The 18,143-nt window shown below is 66.5% G+C and carries 23 protein-coding genes; 5 read left to right on the top strand and 18 right to left on the bottom strand.

All coding sequences use genetic code 11. From position 1 onward, the window contains the following. Position 1 precedes the first annotated feature (1 nt). From dprA to EYE40_RS01605, 3 genes are read right to left on the bottom strand one after another with little or no spacing between them, the layout of a single operon-like run. Positions 2 to 1,216, bottom strand: coding sequence for a DNA-processing protein DprA (dprA, locus tag EYE40_RS01615; protein WP_130980305.1), 1,215 nt, complete (start codon positions 1,214 to 1,216; stop codon positions 2 to 4). After that, on the bottom strand, positions 1,213 to 2,748 hold the full coding sequence (locus EYE40_RS01610) for a YifB family Mg chelatase-like AAA ATPase (protein WP_130980304.1): 1,536 nt from the start codon (positions 2,746 to 2,748) through the stop codon (positions 1,213 to 1,215). Before EYE40_RS01610 ends, dprA begins: the two co-directional genes overlap by 4 nt. Then, positions 2,748 to 3,116, bottom strand: coding sequence for a YraN family protein (locus EYE40_RS01605; RefSeq protein ID WP_130980303.1), 369 nt, complete (start codon positions 3,114 to 3,116; stop codon positions 2,748 to 2,750). The genes EYE40_RS01610 and EYE40_RS01605 overlap by 1 nt, the downstream gene beginning before the upstream one ends. A gap of 350 nt (positions 3,117 to 3,466) precedes the next feature. Between EYE40_RS01605 and EYE40_RS01600 the strand changes: the two genes are divergently transcribed. Beyond that, positions 3,467 to 3,700: a hypothetical protein gene (locus EYE40_RS01600; RefSeq protein WP_130980302.1), complete on the top strand. Its 234-nt coding sequence runs from the start codon at positions 3,467 to 3,469 to the stop codon at positions 3,698 to 3,700. A 141-nt stretch (positions 3,701 to 3,841) separates the two neighbouring features. Next, positions 3,842 to 4,063: a hypothetical protein gene (locus EYE40_RS01595; RefSeq protein WP_130980301.1), complete on the top strand. Its 222-nt coding sequence runs from the start codon at positions 3,842 to 3,844 to the stop codon at positions 4,061 to 4,063. Here the strand turns inward: EYE40_RS01595 and EYE40_RS01590 are convergent. The 8 genes from EYE40_RS01590 to EYE40_RS15415 all read right to left on the bottom strand — a co-directional run bounded on the left by EYE40_RS01590 (position 4,060) and on the right by EYE40_RS15415 (position 10,699). Beyond that, positions 4,060 to 6,060: a prolyl oligopeptidase family serine peptidase gene (locus EYE40_RS01590; RefSeq protein ID WP_130980300.1), complete on the bottom strand. Its 2,001-nt coding sequence runs from the start codon at positions 6,058 to 6,060 to the stop codon at positions 4,060 to 4,062. The two genes, EYE40_RS01595 and EYE40_RS01590, sit on opposite strands and share 4 nt — an antisense overlap. Positions 6,061 to 6,211: 151 nt before the next feature. Next, positions 6,212 to 6,808 carry a PadR family transcriptional regulator gene (locus tag EYE40_RS01585; protein WP_130980299.1) on the bottom strand — a complete coding sequence of 199 codons (597 nt, stop codon included), beginning with the start codon at positions 6,806 to 6,808 and terminating at the stop codon, positions 6,212 to 6,214. Positions 6,809 to 6,954: 146 nt separating this feature from the next. Beyond that, positions 6,955 to 7,857 carry a hypothetical protein gene (locus EYE40_RS01580; RefSeq protein ID WP_130980298.1) on the bottom strand — a complete coding sequence of 301 codons (903 nt, stop codon included), beginning with the start codon at positions 7,855 to 7,857 and terminating at the stop codon, positions 6,955 to 6,957. Between the two features lie 5 nt (positions 7,858 to 7,862). Continuing rightward, entirely contained in the window at positions 7,863 to 8,186 is a 324-nt protein-coding gene (locus EYE40_RS01575; protein ID WP_130980297.1) for a DUF2469 domain-containing protein, read from the bottom strand. Positions 8,187 to 8,198: 12 nt separating this feature from the next. Then, positions 8,199 to 8,843 (bottom strand): ribonuclease HII, encoded by a 645-nt coding sequence (locus tag EYE40_RS01570; RefSeq protein ID WP_130980296.1) that lies wholly within the window; start codon positions 8,841 to 8,843, stop codon positions 8,199 to 8,201. Between the two features lie 6 nt (positions 8,844 to 8,849). Then, positions 8,850 to 9,530, bottom strand: a complete 681-nt coding sequence (gene lepB / locus EYE40_RS01565; protein WP_240034671.1) for a signal peptidase I — start codon at positions 9,528 to 9,530, stop codon at positions 8,850 to 8,852. Between the two features lie 165 nt (positions 9,531 to 9,695). Continuing rightward, on the bottom strand, positions 9,696 to 10,043 hold the full coding sequence (rplS, locus tag EYE40_RS01560; protein WP_130980294.1) for a 50S ribosomal protein L19: 348 nt from the start codon (positions 10,041 to 10,043) through the stop codon (positions 9,696 to 9,698). A gap of 149 nt (positions 10,044 to 10,192) precedes the next feature. Continuing rightward, complete coding sequence (locus EYE40_RS15415; protein WP_161972332.1) at positions 10,193 to 10,699, bottom strand: MFS transporter; 507 nt, start codon at positions 10,697 to 10,699, stop codon at positions 10,193 to 10,195. Between the two features lie 57 nt (positions 10,700 to 10,756). On the opposite strand from EYE40_RS15415, the gene EYE40_RS01550 reads away from it, so the two are divergent. Together EYE40_RS01550 and map are read left to right on the top strand one after the other, a co-directional pair. After that, positions 10,757 to 11,428 carry a TetR/AcrR family transcriptional regulator gene (locus tag EYE40_RS01550; RefSeq protein WP_161972331.1) on the top strand — a complete coding sequence of 224 codons (672 nt, stop codon included), beginning with the start codon at positions 10,757 to 10,759 and terminating at the stop codon, positions 11,426 to 11,428. A 10-nt stretch (positions 11,429 to 11,438) separates the two neighbouring features. Next, positions 11,439 to 12,206, top strand: coding sequence for a type I methionyl aminopeptidase (gene map, locus EYE40_RS01545; protein WP_130980291.1), 768 nt, complete (start codon positions 11,439 to 11,441; stop codon positions 12,204 to 12,206). On the opposite strand, the gene trmD is transcribed toward map, so the two are convergent. The 5 genes from trmD to EYE40_RS01520 form a co-directional block, all read right to left on the bottom strand. Then, entirely contained in the window at positions 12,203 to 12,883 is a 681-nt protein-coding gene (trmD, locus tag EYE40_RS01540) for a tRNA (guanosine(37)-N1)-methyltransferase TrmD (RefSeq protein WP_130980290.1), read from the bottom strand. The genes map and trmD overlap by 4 nt on opposite strands. Before the next feature lie 13 nt (positions 12,884 to 12,896). Then, positions 12,897 to 13,490: a ribosome maturation factor RimM gene (rimM, locus tag EYE40_RS01535; protein ID WP_130980289.1), complete on the bottom strand. Its 594-nt coding sequence runs from the start codon at positions 13,488 to 13,490 to the stop codon at positions 12,897 to 12,899. 4 nt (positions 13,491 to 13,494) lie between these two features. After that, positions 13,495 to 13,731: an RNA-binding protein gene (locus EYE40_RS01530; RefSeq protein ID WP_130980288.1), complete on the bottom strand. Its 237-nt coding sequence runs from the start codon at positions 13,729 to 13,731 to the stop codon at positions 13,495 to 13,497. A gap of 2 nt (positions 13,732 to 13,733) precedes the next feature. Continuing rightward, positions 13,734 to 14,240, bottom strand: a complete 507-nt coding sequence (gene rpsP / locus EYE40_RS01525; protein ID WP_130980287.1) for a 30S ribosomal protein S16 — start codon at positions 14,238 to 14,240, stop codon at positions 13,734 to 13,736. A 148-nt stretch (positions 14,241 to 14,388) separates the two neighbouring features. Continuing rightward, on the bottom strand, positions 14,389 to 15,303 hold the full coding sequence (locus EYE40_RS01520; RefSeq protein ID WP_130980286.1) for a DMT family transporter: 915 nt from the start codon (positions 15,301 to 15,303) through the stop codon (positions 14,389 to 14,391). 87 nt (positions 15,304 to 15,390) lie between these two features. Here EYE40_RS01520 and EYE40_RS01515 point away from each other — a divergent pair, with 87 nt between their 5' ends. Next, positions 15,391 to 16,518 (top strand): glutamate--cysteine ligase, encoded by a 1,128-nt coding sequence (locus tag EYE40_RS01515; protein WP_130980285.1) that lies wholly within the window; start codon positions 15,391 to 15,393, stop codon positions 16,516 to 16,518. Here the strand turns inward: EYE40_RS01515 and EYE40_RS01510 are convergent. Both EYE40_RS01510 and EYE40_RS01505 read right to left on the bottom strand, forming a co-directional pair. Further along, positions 16,515 to 17,306, bottom strand: coding sequence for an LLM class F420-dependent oxidoreductase (locus EYE40_RS01510; RefSeq protein WP_130980284.1), 792 nt, complete (start codon positions 17,304 to 17,306; stop codon positions 16,515 to 16,517). The two genes, EYE40_RS01515 and EYE40_RS01510, sit on opposite strands and share 4 nt — an antisense overlap. A 31-nt stretch (positions 17,307 to 17,337) precedes the next feature. Continuing rightward, complete coding sequence (locus EYE40_RS01505) at positions 17,338 to 18,138, bottom strand: META domain-containing protein (RefSeq protein WP_130980283.1); 801 nt, start codon at positions 18,136 to 18,138, stop codon at positions 17,338 to 17,340. Positions 18,139 to 18,143 lie beyond the last annotated feature (5 nt).

The following is an 18,143-nucleotide window of genomic DNA, read 5'->3' as shown; positions in this document are numbered from 1 at the left end:
CTTAGAGTTTCTTCTTCACCCACCCCCTCTCCCGCTCAGCTACCGCGCCGTCGAGTTCGAGCAGCCCGAGCGTGGACTGCGCCTCGACGAGGGACATTCCGGTGCGGTTGGCGATGTCTTCGGCCCGCCGTGGGGACGTCTGGCTGAGCGCGTCGAGCACCCTGGTTGCGGCTGGCCGCTCGCGGGACATCTCGGGCACGAGCGCCGGGTCACCCAGCGGCGCGAGCTCGGCCATCTCGTCGGGATTGGTGACGCAGACCGCGTTGTACTCGCGGATGAGCCGGTGGCAGCCCGCTGATGCCGCGCTCGTCACCGGGCCGGGCACAGCCCCGAGCGGACGTGCGAGGTGGGCCGCGTGCCCTGCCGTGTTGAGCGATCCGGACCTCCAACCTGCCTCGAGTACGACTGTCGCGAGGCCCGCTGCGGCGATTAAACGATTCCGCTGAAGAAACCGCCACTTCGTGGGCGCCGACCCGCAGGGCAGCTCGGACAGCACGACTCCGGACTCGACGATGCGGGTCAGCAGAGCATCGTGACCGCTCGGGTAGAAACGGTCCACTCCCCCAGCGAGGAACGCGATGGTGGTGCCGCGGCTCGCGAGCGCCGCTCGGTGCGCCATCCCGTCAATGCCATACGCCGCGCCCGAGACGATCGCGTAGCCGCGGTCGACGAGCCCGGCGGAGGCTTCCATGGTGATGTGCTCGCCGTATCCGGTGGCAGCACGAGCGCCGACGAGGGCGAAGGACCGATCCAGTGCGCGGACCGCATCGTCGGATCCGCGTTGCCAGAGCGCGAGTGGGGCGTGGTCGCCGAGGTCATTGAGCGACTCCGGCCAGAGCTCGTCGGAAGGTACGAGAAACTTGACCGCGTACCTGGCCGCCTGGCGCACGGCGACCAGCGACAGGGAAAGGTCGAGTCGCGGAGCCCACCGCTTCACCGCGTTCTCGAAATCCTCGAGGCTGTACTCGTCGACGCCCCGTTCGCGGGCGGCCGCCAACCACCATTCGGGCGGACGATTCTCGACGAGTGCCCTGAGCGCCTCGGCCGCATCCAGTGCCGCAATAACGGATCCGGCGACGCGATCTCCCGGCTCGGTGATGCCCGACCATGTGGCTCGGGCGAATAGTTCGGTGACGGCGGCCTGGTCGAGTTCGCGACCAACGACCGCGGTCATGAGGCTGGTGACTTCGCCTTGGGCGAGTCCGAAGATGGTCATGCGGAGAGTGCCTTTCGAAAGTAGAGCGCACGACCGATGTGGTCGGCGGTGGGATGCTCGGCACCGTCGAGGTCGGCGATGCTCCACCCGACGCGCAGGACACGGTCGTACCCGCGCATGGTGATGCCGCCCCGTTCCAGTGCGCGATCGATGGATGACGTCGTTGCTGCCGAGAGCCGCGCGTGCGGACCCCGCAACCACGCTCCCGGCACCTGCGAGTTGAGCGTCCACGGTGTGGTGGCCAGCCGCTCGGCCGCCGCCTCCCGAGCGACCGTCACCCGATGTCGAGCGCTGGCGGTGGTGATGCGGATCGACTCGTTCGCCACCCGGAGTTGGGCCGACGTGATGCGATTCACCCGCAGCTGGATGTCGATGCGGTCGAGCAGCGGCCCGGACATACGCCCGAGATACTTGCGGCGGCTCATGGGCGTGCAGATGCACTCGGAGTCGCGCGCACCGTACTGCCCGCAGGGGCAGGGGTTCGCCGCCATCACGAGCTGGAACGATCCCGGGAAGTGCGCGACCGCGTTGGCCCGGTGAATGCTGATCACCCCGGACTCGAGCGGTTGCCGCAGCGCGTCGAGTACAGCGGACGCGAACTCGGGAGCTTCATCCAGGAAGAGCACCCCGTGCGAGGCTCGGGCTGCAGCTCCCGGTCGGATGAGACCGCTCCCTCCCCCGACGAGCGCGGCTGCCGTCGCCGTGTGATGCGGAGCTTCGAGCGGTGGACGGGTCACCAGCGTGGAACCGACCGGGAATCCCGCCAGAGAGCGGAGAGAACTCACCTCGAGCGCGGCCGCCGGATCCAATTCGGGGAGTAGCCCGGGCAGCCGGGCGGCGAGCATCGTCTTGCCCGCGCCCGGCGGTCCGAGCAGGAAGACATGATGGCCTCCCGCGGCGGCGACCATCATGGCGTCGACGGCCTCGTCGTTTCCGATGACGTCGGCGAGTTCGAGAACGTCATCCTGAACCGAATGCGAGCCGGGCCGCAGGATCGGATCGACGGGGACCGGGTCGAGCTTGCCGCCGTGCCAGATGACGGCATCCCGCAGCGATGCCACCCCGACGACGCGGATGCCGGGGACGAGTGCTGCTTCATCCTCATTGCCGGTAGGGACCATGACTGTCTCGAATCCCGCGCGCTGCGCACCGACGACAGCGGGAAGGACACCGGAGATGGGTCTCAGTCGCCCGTCGAGGCCGAGTTCGCCGAGGTGCACAACGCGGTCGATCGATTCGGAACTCACATCCCCGGCGGCACCAAAGATCGCCATGGCGATGCCGAGGTCGAATCCCGAGCCGTGTTTGGGCAGGGCGGCGGGCGAGAGGTTGATGGTCACCTTGCGTCCGGGCAGGGAGCAGCCCGAATTGGTGGCTGCGGCGCGCACCCGGTCGCGCGCCTCGCCGAGTGCGGCATCCGGAAGCCCGATGATGACGAAGGCGGGCAGGTTGCTCGAGATATCCGCCTCGATCTCCACGATCGCGCCCTGCAGCCCAAGCAGCGAGACAGAGTGGGTACGCCCGATCGGCATCAGAACACCGCTCTGAGGTGCTCGATCTCGACCGGTCCGCCCGCGGGTGCGATGACCCCGACCGCGTCGATGCGCACGTCGTGATGCGGTCCGTCGTGCGCCTCGCACCAGGCGGCGGCGAGGCGGCGCAGTCGTGCGAGCTTCTGCACGGTGATGGCTTCGAGAGGATGCCCGAACGCCACGCTCGTGCGCGTCTTGACCTCCACGAACACGAGCTCGCCGGCGTCCCGAGCGATCAGGTCGATCTCACCCTGGGGGCAGCGCCAATTGCGCTCGACAATGGTGAGACCGGCGCCCTCGAGAAAGGCGGCGGCAAGCATCTCGCCGCGTCGCCCGAGGTCGTCTTTCGCTCGTGTCCGTGTAGCCATGGATCGAGGATGGCAAGCGGGGAGCGACTGAAACGGTCGTCAGAGGGATCTGTGGTGAGCTCGCGAATGCCGTGGCCTGTGGAGGAGTGATCCAATAGAGTCGGATCGTCGCCTAAGTCCCGCGCCGTCCTCCGGGCAACAACCTCTGTGAAGCGTGGCAGCCCGTTGGAGTCGGGCCGGCATCGACGGCGTTGTCGCCCATAAGCAACCGCAAGATTCCTCCTCGAGCCATCAGGCACCCGCCGAACTCACACAGCGCTCGGCGGATTCAGCCTGAAGCCGCTCTTCTTCCAAATGCGCGACCACCCCGAAGGTGGTGTGTGAGGTGGCCTGCGGACTAACCTCGGGCCATGAGCACACACCGAGTCGTCAAGGTGGAACTTTGGGCTGAAGACGCAATAGTTCTCTACGACTGGCTGGCGCGGGCCGATCTCGACAAGATTCCAACTGACCACAAAGCAGTCAAACAGGCTCTCACCGATCTATTCGGGCGTCTCGACGAAATCATCCCCTATGAGTTCGATCTCACAGCGGCGCGGATCGCCGATGCCCGGGATCAAGTGTCGAAGGATATGGGCTGGTGAAGGCTCGTTCGATCCGTATCATGGGCAGCGACGCGCCCTAGCCGGCAAGCCGCCCACAGGCCCCGGCCAGCGACCTCGAGTCGCACGGAGAGGGGGGCTGCCCGTTCGAGCCGGGCCGCGAGTGGGGCCCATACTTGTCGCATGGGGCGCAAGTCAGACTGGGCAATGGATCCGGGGATGCCGTTTGGACCCGGCTCGCCTCAAGGCTCGATTCTGAACGTCGTCATTTGTTCGGTGCTGACCATTGGCGCGTTGTGGATCGGCTTCGCAGGCGACCCGTGGGCGTTCGCAATCGCGGCGCTCGGAGCTGTGGGAACTGTTCGCTTCATCGTCATAGCAGTAGGTGCGAATCGCGGCGACTAACCCAGCCGCCCCCACGCAAACCCGTACATGTACGCGAACAACCGCGCCGAGGCCCGGTTATCCACCGCTCCACCGTGCCCGCCATCGGTGGGCTCGTAGTAGAGCACTCCGGGGATGTCGAGCCGCTGCATCCTCGCCGCCATCTTCCGCGCCTGCACCGGGCCGACCCGGTCGTCCGAGGTAGCCGCGTAGAGGAATGTCGCCGGGTACTCCTGAGAAGAAGAGAGCAGCTGATACGGCGACCAGTCCTTCATGAACTCCCAATCCGCGGGCACGTCCGGGTCGCCGTACTCAGCGATCCACGAAGCCCCGGCCGACAGGTGCGTGTAGCGCTGCATGTCGAGAAGCGGCACCCCGCAGATGATGGCGCCGAACAGTTCGGGATACGAGACAAGCATGTTCCCCACGAGCAGCCCACCGTTGCTGCGTCCCTCGCAGGCAAGTCGGGACGGCACTGTGACCCCGCGCGACACAAGGTCCCGGGCGATGGCCGCGAAGTCCTCGTAGGCCCGAGGCCGAGCAGAGCGCAGCGCGGACGTGTGCCACGCGGGTCCGTACTCCCCTCCTCCACGGATGTTCGCCAGCACGAACACTCCACCGCGCTCCAGCCAGGCGCGGCCGATCGTGCCACTGTAGGACGGGGTCAATGCGTGCTGGAAGCCGCCGTAGCCCGAGAGCAGCGTGCGGTGCGAGCCGTCGAGCACCAGGTTGCGCGGGGCCACCTGGAAGTACGGGACGCGGGTACCGTCATCCGAAATCGCGAAATGCTGTGACACGTCGAAACGGCTCTCGTCGAAGAACGAGGGCGAGGACTTGACGACCGCGAGAGGAGAGACGCCCAGCTCGCCGCGCAGCACCGCAGCCGGCGTGAGGAAGCCGGAAACGTGTACCCATAACTCATCCGAATCGTCGGGCGAGGTGTCGATCACGTGCGCGGCCGACAGCGGCGGCACCTCGAGCGCCGTCGACGACCAGTCGGCCGGGTCGAGGATCTCGAGGCGCGACGAAACGTCATCCAGCAACGTCAGAACGAGCCGGGTCGCCGTCCAGTCCCAGCCCTGCAGGGACACCGATGAGGTCGGGGCGAAGACGACCTGGAACTCGCGCGAGCCGGCCAGGAAGGCTTCACAATCAATGGCCAGCAGCGACCCGACCGCGTACCCCAGCCACTCCGACCGCGGCTGCACGAGCAGCCACTCCCGGTGCAGGTCGAGGTCGGCATCCTCGGGAACCTCGACGAGCGTGAGGCCGTCATCCTGAAGCAGAAAGGTGCGCGAGCGATAGAAGTCGAGGCTCTCGAAGACCAGAGACCGATCGAACCCGACCGTGAAATCGTGCGACGCCCCGATCGACAGGTCGTCGACGCCGACCTCGTGCACCATAGGCGCGTCCATGAGGGATGTCCCTCGCGTCCATCGGCGCAGCGTGCGCGGGTAGCTCGAGGTCGTCATCGAGCCCTCCCCGAAGTCGGTCGCCACAAATAGTTCGTCGCGGCTGAGCCAGCCCACCCGGCTCTTGGCGAGCGGCACCACAAAACCGTCGGAAACGAAAGACCTGGTCGTGAGCGAGAACTCGCGCGTGACGACGGCGTCGCCGCCATCAGGCGAGAGCGAGACGAGAGCCAGGTCGTGGGTGAGTGGCAGCACGCGCGCCCCGGAGAAGACCCACTCCGTGTTCTCGAGGGCGCCGAGCGCATCCACATCGAGAAGAATCTCCCACGAAGGCGTGGCCGTCAGGTAACTGTCAAGCGTGGTGCGGCGCCACAGGCCGCGCGGATGCTCGGTGTCGCGCCAGAAGTTATAGAGGTGCTCGCCGCGACGGGAGACGATCGGGATGCGGTCATCCGAATCGATGACCTCGAGGATGCGGTCGGCCAGCTCATCGAGCTCGGGCGAATCGAGCGCCTCCGCGGCGAGCACGTTCTGCGCTTCGACCCACTCGAGGGGCTTCTCCCCGTAGATGTCTTCGAGCCAGAGGTTTTCATCGACGGAGGTCATGGTTTCAGCTTAATGAGACAAGCACAGCGGAAAAGCCCCGCCCCTGAATGTCGGGGGCGGGGCCTGGATTTCGATACGGCCCTAGAGGGCTTACTCAATCTGCTGCGCATTTCGATACGGCCGCGGGTGGCCCACTCAACCAGCGACAGCGTCAGTCGGCCAGGATGCCGTACAGCGCACGACGGGTGTCGTCCAGCTGGGTGACGGCCTTGGCGCGCTGCTCATCGGTAGCCGCGAAGCGGAACTGGTGAACGACGCCCATGAGCTTGGCGACGGACTCGTGGAGACCGGCATCCGCATCGGAATTCTCGGACACAGACGCCCAGACCCGCTCGAGCTCCTTGGAGTGCTCGGCGACGTAGACCGTGCCCTCCTTGGTGAGCTGGAACTCGGTGCGACGGCCTTCGCCGATCGCCTCGATGAGCTCCTCGTCGACGAGCTGCTGCAGCGTCGGGTAGACCGAGCCGGGGCTCGGGTTCCAGGTGCCGCCGGAGCGTTCGGCGATGGTCTTGATCAGCGTGTAGCCGTTCGAGGGCGCTTCGCCGAGGAGCGACAGGATCGCGAGGCGAACGTCTCCCCTGCGCTTGCGCTGCGGTCCGGGTGGCGTGAAGCCGCGCGGTCCGAAGCCGCCGAAGCCGGGGCCGAAGGGCTTTCCGGTTCCGAAGGGACGTGCGCCGGGGCCGAAGCCGCGACGCTGGTGGTGATCACGGTCGTGATCGTGGGTGTGGTTGGTGGATTCGCTGTTCATGGCGTGTCCATCCTTTCTGGATAAGTTTTATCGCGTTACTGAAGCGATGTTGTAACGATATATCGGTATCTATCGCCGCGTCAAGACCGGCGCACAAAAAATCGCCCACCCGAAGGCAGACGATGATTGGGGATGGCGCTCGCGCCCTACAGCCCGAGCCTCTCCGCGGCCGACTTCCGCACGCCGGGCGCCGCGTCAGTGAGCAGCACCCGTAGGACGCCTACCGGAGTGCGCGGGTTGTCCGCAGCGTGCTCTCGCGCCCACGCCTCGGGGTTCCGAGCCAGGATCGACAGTGCCTCTTTCCCACTCGACGGATTGCGCCCGACCCAGAGCGCCACGCTCGACTCGGCATCGGTGGCCAGCAGCTCAAGGGCGGATTGGGGCGACCGCTCGTTCTGCGCCACCACCCGCCGCAGCTCCTCCTCGGGGCTCGACGCGAGCGCGAGCAGGGACGCCGGGCGCACCGCAGGGTTGTGCGCGAACGCAAAGCGCACCCCGAACTCCTCGTCGTTCACGAGTGAATCGACATCCGGGGTCGACGGGTTGCCCGCGACACCCCAGCGCACTCCCCAGTCCGGGTCGGAGACGAGGCCCGCCAGCACCGCAGGCGGCACAGCGAGATTGCTTGCGATACGCCAGCGCACACCGAAGTCAGAATCGCGGGACAGTCGGGTCGCGAGCTCCGCGGAGATGACGGGCGAGTCCGCGGCGATGCGCCGCTTGCCCGAGTCGAGGGACCAGCGGGGTCGCGCGGCGTCATCCCGAACCGCCGGCAGTTTCGCCGGCAGCACCGACCGAACCAGCCCTCGCCACACATAGTCAGCGGCCGCCGTCTCTGAACTGAACTTCTCGCGCGCGCCAAACGACCCACGCTCGGTGAAGCCCACGACGATTCGACGCAACGGCCGCACGAGGATGACCGTGGTGATCTCCATACGATTCGCCTCGGCCTCGCTGTGCGCGAGGGCGACGAAGTTCCAGAACTGCCTGTCAGGCCCGACGGACGCCGCGATGCGGTCGTACCGGGCGAACAGCTCGTCGAGATTCACCGGGGCTACTCGTCGAGCGCGAGTTCCTTGGGCAGCTCGAGCTCCTTCGAGGAGAGCTCCTCGACGTTGACGTCCTTGAAGGTGAGCACACGCACGCTCTTCACAAAACGGTCGGAGCGGTAGACGTCCCACACCCAGACGTCGTTCATCGTGAGCTCGAAGTAGAAGTCGTGCTCGGTGTCCTGGCGAACCAGCTCCACCTCGTTGGCGAGGTAGAAGCGACGTTCGGTCTCGACGACGTATTTGAATTGGCCCACGACATCGCGGTACTCGCGGTACAGGGCAAGCTCGACCTCGCGGTCGTAGTCTTCGAACTCGTCTTCGTCCATCGTCCGTCAATCCTAGGCCGAAGCGTGCAGCCATGTGCGCCGGTGGAAATCCGTCGCTCCCAATTGCGCAATCGCCTCGAAGTGTGCTGCCGAACCGTATCCCTTGTTGCCCGCCCAGCCGTAGCCGGGGTGGCGAGAATCGGCGTCGATCATCAGCCGATCGCGGTGCACCTTGGCGACGACGGAGGCCGCGGCCACGGACACGCAGTCCCGGTCAGCCTTCACTCGGGTGTGCACGCGCAGGGGATTCGCGAGCGCGGGAGTGAGCCAGTCGTGGGAGCCATCCAGCAGCACGATGCTCTCGCGCAGCAATGCACCCGACTCGTGCAGGTGCACCAGCGCACGCTTGCCGGCGAGGCCGAGCGAGGCGACGATGCCCAGCCGGTCGACCTCTTCGGAGGTCGCCAGGCCGACGGCGCTGAAGAGTGCCCAGCCGGAGGCGAGCGGCGCGAGCTCCTCGCGGCGCTTCTCGCTCAGCAGCTTCGAGTCGCGAAGGCCCACGGGATGCGCCCCCAGCCCCCGCTCTACGACGCACAGACCGACGGCAACCGGCCCCGCGATCGCACCGCGCCCGACCTCGTCGCAGCCGATGACGAAGCGGGCGCCATTGTCGTGCAGCGCCGTCTCGACCTCGAGGTGCGGGTCACTGACCGCCATGGCGCGTTACTCGTCGCCGGCGGAATCGACTCCGCGGAAGACGATCGGGTAGTTGTCGAGCCAGGTCCAGCGATCGGCGGGCCAGGTGATGAGGATCGCGCGTCCGACGACCTTGTCGATCGGAACGTACTCGTGGCCGGGCGCCTCGAAGTGGTGGTAGCTCGAGTCGGAGGAGTTGTACCGGTTGTCGCCCATGACCCAGAGCGAATCGGCGGGCACGGTCACGGTGAAGTCGTGCTCGGTGGCCTTGTTCACGCCGTCGGGCAGCTTTGTGTAGGTCTCTTCGATCGGCACGCCGTTGACCGTGATCTGGCCGAAGTCGTCGCAGCAGACCACAACATCGCCCGGCAGGCCGATGACGCGCTTGATGAGGTGGTCCTCGCTGTCGGCGGCGCTGAGTCCAACGAAACCGAGGGCGTTGTCGATCGCCTCGGCGATGGGATTGCGCTCAACCTCGGGCACGGGGTCGAGCCATCCGCCCGGATCCTGGAACACCACGACATCGCCGTGATCGATCGGCACAAGACGGGGTGTCAGCAGGCTGACGATGATGCGGTCATCCTTCAGCAGCGTGTCCATCATGGAGGCCGAAGGGATGTAGAACGAGCGGATGAGCAGCGTCTTGATGAGGAAGGAGATCACCAGGGCCGCGACGAAGATGATGAGGATGTCCCTGAGGAAGAGCATTACGCTCTTCGCCCGACTGCGCGAGTTGCCACCTGCGTCGACGACTGCCGTGCCATCCGTTGAATCTGAAACGACGTCGTCCGTCGGTGTATCGCGTGTCATTAAACCCCTGAGCTCCCCGACAGTTTACGTGTCGGGGAGCTCAGGGAATGCTGAAGGCGCGGCTTAAGAGTCGCGCTTCTCCTTGATCTTCGCCTTCTTGCCACGAAGGTTGCGGAGGTAGTAAAGCTTGGCGCGACGGACGTCACCGCGGGTGACGACCTCGATGTGGTCGATGACCGGGGAGTGAACCGGGAAGGTACGCTCTACGCCGACCTGGAAGCTGACCTTGCGAACGCAGAACGTCTCGCGAACACCTTCGCCGGAGCGGCCGATGACGACGCCCTGGAAGACCTGGATGCGGGCGCGCGTGCCTTCGATGATGTTGACGTGAACCTTGACGGTGTCACCGGCGCGGAAGTCGGGGAGGTTGTCCCGGAGTGAAGCTGAGTCCAGCTCGTCGAGAATATGCATGGTTATTCGCTCTCTGCAACCGCCACAGGTCGACCACGGTAATTGATGTTTCGGAAAGTGGGTGGTGCTTCATTTCGTTGCTGGCTCCCCTGTGGCAGAGCCGCGCCGAAGCACAAGGAGCAATTATCGCATACAGCGAGCCTCAAAAGCTAACGGGAGGTGGGCGGCGACTCCGGCTCGACGTCGACGATGATCACGTCGCCCTGGCCGGGCGCCGTGGCGTCGTAGTGGCCGGCGTCCACCTCTGCCGTGCGCGGGGCGAAATCGGGGATCGTGAACGCGACCTTGACTCGGTCTCTCGTCTCGGTGAAGAGCGTCCAGACGGCATTCCAGAAGGCACCCACGGTGACGATGACGATGATTGCGGCGACCCACGGCGCGCCGATGAACCCAAATAAAATGACCGACAGATGCCAGATTGCCAGCACCAGGGTGTCCCGACCGGTGAGTGCACGGGCGTCGCGGACGCGTTTTCGAGCAACTGTAAGGGCTGCGACCACCAGCATCGAGAAGCCGAGGATGACGCCGAGCACGATGTAGAGCGCGATGTCCCATCCCGTGGTGGTTCCGAAGATCCCGCGAGCGATCACCACCCACAGCGGCAGCATAATTGCTGCAGTAAACTGCCAGTAGTACAGCGCGCGACGAAGGAACATGCCTCAAGGGTAGCCTTCGGACCGGCCCATCACCCACCCATCGAGAACGCCCGGACCATGAATTCTCTGCCCTTCGCGGGTGCCGATCCCGTCGGCGACCCGTCCATCGACCTAGCCGCCCTTCGCACGAAGCCCGTGCAACAGCGCAGCGCCAAGCGTGTGACCCTCCTCCTCGATGCCGCCGCGGCGATCATCGACGAGAAGGGCATCGACGGGCTGACGACGACGGACGTCGCGTCCCGCTCCGACTCCTCGGTGGGCGTGGTCTATCGCTACTACCCGAACATCCAGTCGCTGCTGCTTGCGCTCGCGGGCCGCAACCTGGAACGCTTCATGGCACGCGCCGCCGAGGTGCTCGCCGAGACTCCCCCGAACTGGCTCTCCGGCCTCGACCCCGTGGTCGACCTCTCTGTCGCCATGATGCGCAACGAGCCCGGCTTCCGCGCCCTGCGCTTCGGCACGATCATCGACCAGCGCGTCATCGGCTCCGACTCCACGACGAACGCGGAACTCGCCCGACGCTTCACCGAGACCTCGGTCGAGCGTTACGGCCTCGCCGACACCCCCGAGCTGCGTTTCGACCTCGAGGTGGCCGTCGAGGTCAGCGAGGCGCTGATCCAGCGCGCGTTCCGCAATGACCCGCACGGGGACGAGCGTTTCATCGGCCGGGCGCGCACCCTGATGCACGGCATCCTCGCCACTCACTCGGCCGAGCCCCCCGCCGCCTAGGCTGGCTTTTATGATCGAACTGCGCACCCCTGCCGAAATCGAGCAGATGGCCGTCGCTGGCGCCTTCGTCGCGAACGTCCTCGAGCAGACCGCGGCCGCCTCCGTTGTCGGGACGAACCTGCTCGAGATCGACAAGCTCGCACACTCGCTGATCCGGGCCAGGGGCGCCGAGAGCTGCTACATCGACTATCACCCCTCCTTCGGCGCATCCCCGTTCGGCAAGGTGCTCTGCACCTCCGTGAACGACGCCGCCCTGCACGGCCTCCCGCACGATTACGTGCTCCGCGACGGTGACCTCGTGAGCCTCGACTTCGCGGCCTCCGTCGATGGCTGGGTCTGCGACTCGGCCCTGTCCTTTGTCGTCGGTGCGCCTCGGGATGAGGACCTGCGGCTCATCGACACGGTCGACCGGGCCCTCGCCGCAGGTATCGCCGCCGCCCAGCCCGGCGGACGCATGGGTGACGTCTCCGCGGCCATCGGCGCGGTCGCCCGCGCTGACGGCTTCGGCGTGAACCTCGACTTCGGCGGACACAGCGTGGGCCGCACAATGCACGGCGACCTGCACGTGCCCAACGACGGACGCCCCGGCCGCGGCTTCCCGCTTCGTGAAGGCCTCGTCTTCGCGATCGAGCCGTGGCTCATGTTGGGCACCGACCGCATCTACACGGACAAGGACGGCTGGACCCTCCGCAGCGCAGACGGTTCCCGTGCCGCTCACGCGGAGCACACCGTCGCGATCACGGCCGATGGCCCACGGATATTGACCGCTCGCAGCTAGTCTCCGAGCAGGTCCGGCCGCACGCGCCGCGTGCGCTCGAGCTGCTGCTCGTGCCGCCAGGCGGCGATGGCCCCGTGGTTGCCGCTCGTGAGCACATCGGGAACGTCGAGTCCGCGCCATCCACTGGGCTTGGTGTAGCTGGGGTATTCGAGCAGGCCGTCCTCGTGGCTCTCCTCGGTCAGGCTGGCCGGGTTTCCTACGACGCCCGGGATGAGTCGTCCAACCGCCTCGATCATTGCCATCACGGCGACCTCGCCGCCGTTCAGCACGTAGTCGCCGAGGCTGATCTCGCGCACGCGGGCGCGGCCACGAGTGTGATCGATGACGCGCTGGTCGATGCCCTCGTAGCGGCCGCAGCCGAACACGAGGTGCTTCTCTTCGGAAAGCTCGCGAGCAGTGGCCTGCGTGAAACGCTCGCCCGCGGGTGAGGGGAAGATCACGAGTGCCTCGTCATCGAGGATCTCGTCGAACGCCTCGCCCCAGGGCTCCGGCTTCATCACCATGCCGGCGCCCCCGCCGTATGGTGTGTCGTCGACCGTGCGGTGACGGTCGTGAGTGAAGTCGCGCAGGTTGTGCACGCCGAGCTCGATCATCCCGGACTGACGGGCCTTGCCGAGCAGGGAGATGTCGAGCACACCGAAGAACTCGGGAAAGATCGTGACGATGTCGATGCGCACGGTCTTCCCCTCGTTACTCGGCGGTCGGTGCGGTCTGCGGCTTCTTGTCCTCGTCGTCGGGCAGCTCCTCGAAGAGCCCGAGCGGCGGGGTGACGACCAGCGTGCCGGCCTTCACGTCGACCGAGGCGACAATCGCCTTGACGAACGGAACCAGCACGTCGCCGGTCGCGGTGGCCACCGTGAGGAGGTCCTGCGCCGGGAAGTGGTCGATCTGCGACACGGTGCCGACCTGGACGCCGTCGCGCAGCACCTTGAGTCCGATGAGCTGGTGATCGAACCAGGCATCTTCTTCTTCGGGCAGTTCGGCGAGGTCCTGGTCGACCCAGAGGATCGCCTTGACCAGGGTCTCGGCGGTGTCGCGGTCCGGCACATCCTTGAAGAATGCGACGGCGTGGGAGTTGTACCACTTGAGCTCGATGAGCTCGAGGGTCTTTCCGTGCCACGGCGTGCCGGTGGGAACCTGGAGCGAGAAGATCGCGCCGGGTGTGAACCGATGAGCGGGGTCATCGGTGTAGAGCTCGACCTTGATGGCACCCTTGAGGCCGTGCGCCTTGGTCAGGCGCCCGACCCGCAACTGGGTGCGTGGGGGCTGTTCTGCGGAGGCCACCGGGTTAGAAGTCGGTGTCCACCACGTCGACGCGCACCTTGCGGCCGTCGGCAAGAGCCGAGACCAGGGTGCGAAGCGCCTTCGCGGTTCGGCCAGCGCGGCCGATCACGCGGCCGAGGTCCTCGGGGTGCACGCGCACCTCGAAGACCTCGCCACGTGGCGAGCTCTTTGCTGCTACCTGCACGTCTTCAGGGTGATCGACGATCCCCTTGACGAGGTGCTCGAGAGCGGGAGCCAGCATTACTACGCCTTGTCTGCGTCGGCGTCTGCGTCAGCGGCCGGTGCGGCCTCTGCTGCGGGCGCTTCTTCGACTGCGGGTGCCTCGACTGCTGCGTCCTCGGCGGGAGCGGCTGCCTCTTCGGCGGCCGGCTCCTCGACGACGGGAGCCTCGACGGGCTTCTCAGCCTTGGGCTTGAGAACCGGCTTCTTCTTCTCGTCAGCCTGGAACTCGACCTTGGCTTCCTTGGTCTTCACGGTGCTGACGGCGTTCTTGTCACCCTTGAAGATGCCCCAGTCGCCCGTGAGCTTCAGGATGGCCTCGACCTGCGGGGACGGCTGAGCGCCGACGCTGAGCCAGTACTGCGCACGAGCCGAGTCGACCTCGATGAACGAGGGCTCTTCGGTCGGGTGGTACTTGCCGATTTCTTCGATCGAGCGACCATCGCGCTTGGTGCGCGAGTCAGCTACGACGATGCGGTAATACGGCGCACGGATCTTGCCGAAGCGCTTGAGACGAATCTTTACAGCCACAATTCTCCTGAATTAAGTGTTTGTCTTGACAGACAAGTGTTTTGGGTGGCGAACCGGTCGCCGTGAGCGTGGGGGCACACTCGGCAAAAAAGCTCTGATGGATCGTTGTCGCACGGATTAGAGGGTCGGCACGACAAGACTCGACTGGCTATTCTGCCAGACTTTCGGCCGGAACCGAAACGCGGGGCTTTCTGCGCGATACCGCGACACCCGCAAGGCACAGCACCCCACCCGCGATCGCGAGCGGCACCGGCACCTCGGAGAACACGAGGAAGCCGAAGAGGATGGCGAGCGGCGGCACCAGGTAGGTGGAAACGCCGAGTTGGCCGGCCGGCATGCGAGACAGCGCGTACGCCCAGGTGCTGAAGGCCAGGGCAGTCGGAACGGCTCCGAGGTAGACCATTCCGAGGATGCTTTCGATGGGGGCGACCGCGAGGTCAGCCAGCAGGGAGCCCGTGAACGGGAGGCAGGAGATGAGCCCGATGGCACAGCCGAGAAAGGTGACCTGGCGGTTGGGCAGGCGGCGCAGGGTGGGCTTCTGCAGCAGTACACCCGCTGCATAGCCGACCGCTGCGGCGAGCGCCCATGCGACTCCGGCACCGTCGATGCGGGCGCCGCCCGTGCCGATTCCGATGAGAATCACTCCCCCGAAAGCGATTGCCGCGCCGATGGCAAGCCACTTCGGGATTCCCTCACGCAGGAACACCCCCGCGCCGAGCGCGATAAGGATAGGTCCGATGTTCACGATCATCGCTGTTGTGCCGGCATCGAGGGTCTGCTCTGCGATGTTCAGCGCGACATTGTAGAAGCCGAACCAGATGACGCCGTAGCTCGCGATCTGCACCCACTCGCGGGCGGTGGGGCGAACCCACACGCGGCCGATGAGCACGAGCGATAGCAATACAGCACCGACGGCGAGGCGGCCGAGCGCGAGTGAGCCGCCGCCGAAGTGTTCGCCCACACCCCGGATGACGATGAACGCGCTCGCCCAGGCCAGCACAGTGACGGTGATGGCGGCGATCACCAGCGGGGTGAGGGCGCGAGCTGGAGGGGCCATGGTCATGCGCTCACGTTAGCGCTTGCTGCAGACACGCCCCGAACGATGGCAGTAAAGGGTCGGAGAAACGGCGGTTGCTGCCAGAATCGCCCCATGGGAATCGATTTCGGCACCAGCGAACGCTCCAATGTCGGCATCGAGTGGGAGCTCGCCCTCGTCGACCGGGAGACCGGCGAACTCGCCCCCGCGGCACCCGAGATCCTCGCGGCGATGGGAGCGTCGCACGACGACGGCTTCCCGCAGGTGACCGCCGAGCTGCTGACCAACACCGTGGAGGTCGTGAGCGGACCGCACGCGCGGGTCGGTGACGCCGTCACGGAGCTCGAGACGATGATCGACCGCCTGCGCGAGGTGACCGATCCGATCGGCGTCGACCTCATGTGCTCGGGCACGCACCCCTACAGCCAGTGGCAGGAGCAGGCCGTGACGCCCGATCACGAGCGCTACGCCACCCTCATCGACCGCACCCGCTGGTGGGGCCGCCAGATGCTCATCTGGGGCGTGCACATGCACGTCGGCATCGAGGAGCGCGACAAGGCCCTGCCCATCCTCAACGGACTCCTCGGCTACTACCCGCATTTCCAGGCGCTCTCCGCCTCGAGCCCGTACTGGGCTGGAGTTGCGACGGGCTACGCATCCAATCGCGCACTGCTCTTCCAGCAGTTGCCGACCGCAGGCCTGCCGCCGCAGCTGGGCGCGTGGGCGAACTACGAGGAGATCGTCGCCGACCTCACCCATGTCGGCGTGATCGACGACCACTCCGAGCTGCGCTGGGACGTTCGACCCTCGCCGAAGTGGGGCACGGTCGAGCTGCGATTCTGTGATGGCCTGCCGACCGTGCGGGAAGTTGCATCCCTCACCGCGCTTTCGCAGTGTGTGGTCGAAGACCTGTCGACTCGCCTTGACAACGGTGAGGAGATCGACCAGCTGCAGCCCTGGTACGTGCGCGAGAACAAGTGGCGCGCGGCCCGCTACGGGCTCGACGCGATCATCATCAAGGACTCCCACGGCAATGAGGGCGAGGTTCGGGATGACCTGCGCGAGTTGATCGCGAGGCCCGAGCCGATCGCCGCCCGACTCGGCTGTCTCGACGAACTCATGGGAATCGAGGACACCCTCACGGGCGGCGCACCCTACGAGCGGCAGCTCGCCGTGGGAGCGCATAACGACGGCGACCTGCGAGCGGTCGTTGCGTCGCTCGTGGAGGAGCTGAAGGGCTAGGCGTTCTTGCTGTCGCGCCAGGCCAGCCAGTCGGTGAGGGCCGAGTAGTCGTAGTCGGGGCCGGAGATGCCGACCGTGAACAGCGTGGCACCCATGTCGTACTGCGCCTCGACGTCGGCGACCGAGCGCTTGCCGATCTCGGTGGAGATCTCGATCTCGCTCACGTCGCGCCCGACCGCGGCGCCGTGCTCGGCGAGGATGCCGAGCTTGCGCTCGAGGGTCGCCGGGTCGCTGAACGAGTGCCAGATGTCGGCGTGGGTCGCGACGCTGCGCAGCGTCTTCTTCTCGCCGCCGCCGCCGATCAGCACGGGGATCTTGCGGGTCGGCGCCGGGTTCAGCTTGCCCCAGCGGTCCTCGATGATGGGCAGGTCGCGGGCGAGCGCGTCGAGGCGTGTGCCGACGGTGCCGAAGTCGTAGCCGTACTCGTCGTAGTCGCGCTCGAACCAGCCGGAGCCGGTGCCGAAGATGAAGCGACCGGTGCCGCCCTTCGCGCTGATGTGGTCGATCGTGCGGGCCATGTCAGCCTGCAGGTTGGCGTTGCGGTAGCTATTGCAGTTGACGAGGGCACCCAGCTCGACGCGGGTGGTCAGCTCGGCGAGTGAGGCGAGCATGGTCCACGACTCGAAGTGCAGGCCGTCGGGCTCACCGCTCAGCGGATAGAAGTGGTCCCAGTTGAAGAGGATGTCGACACCGAGCTCTTCGAGCTCGACGGCAGTGTCGCGAATCTTCTCGTACGTTGCGTGCTGGGGCTGGATCTGGACACCGATGCGAACGGGGCGCGTAGTCATGGTTCGAGCCTACGCCCGGGATCCGGGTGCGTCAGTCTCGCACGACGGTGATCGCGACGTCGCCCGCGGCGGAGTAAAACGCGAGCCCCTCCCCGGCTACCCCGACCAGGGGCGAGGTGCTCGCCAGGTCGGCGATCGCGGACCCTTCGCATCCCATGAGTGTTGTGAGTCCCTGCGTCGCCAGCAGCGAGCCGTCAGGTGCGTAGCTGTAGCGCCCGCTCACGCCGTTACAGCCGTCGGAGCCCTCGTACGTGCCGTCTCCTGCGAACTCGATGAACGTTCCATCTGCGGGGTGTGCCGGGTCGATCCACCGCCCAACGATGTCCTTCGGGGCCGTGACCCCCTCGGGGAGGTGCGCCGGCTTCTCGAACTCCACCGTCTCGGTCGGCTGTTCGGTGTACTCGTCGAGATATTGCTCTGAGGTGGGCGGCGCACCGTCGATCGTGAGGTTCGCCACAACCGAGCCGCCCGAGTCCAGCAGCGCCATTCCGGTGTTCGTCTCCCGATAGCCCGTCGCCTGGCTCAGCCAGGGGGTCGGATCGAAGACACGGCCCAGCAGGCAGGAGTCGTCGCTCTGGGAATAGATGTCCACGAGCAGGGCACTGCCCCGGGCGGTCCATGATCCCGAGGAGACCCCGCAGTCCGACCAGACCATCACGTCGTCGGCCAGGCGTAGCCAGGTGTCGGCGCCCGCCCCCGCGGCATCGCTGACACGCCAGACTCCGACGAGCTTCGACGGGTCGCTCGAGACGCCCCCGGGGCTCGCGGGGGCGGTCGCCGCGCATCCCGTGACGAAAAGGAGCAGCGCCGCAAGAGAGACAAGACGTTTCATGGCTC

This window comes from Glaciihabitans arcticus, from assembly GCF_004310685.1.
GTDB lineage: Bacteria > Actinomycetota > Actinomycetes > Actinomycetales > Microbacteriaceae > Conyzicola > Conyzicola arctica.
Note: the sequence above shows the minus strand (reverse complement) of the source record. Positions and strands in the feature narration are given on the sequence as shown.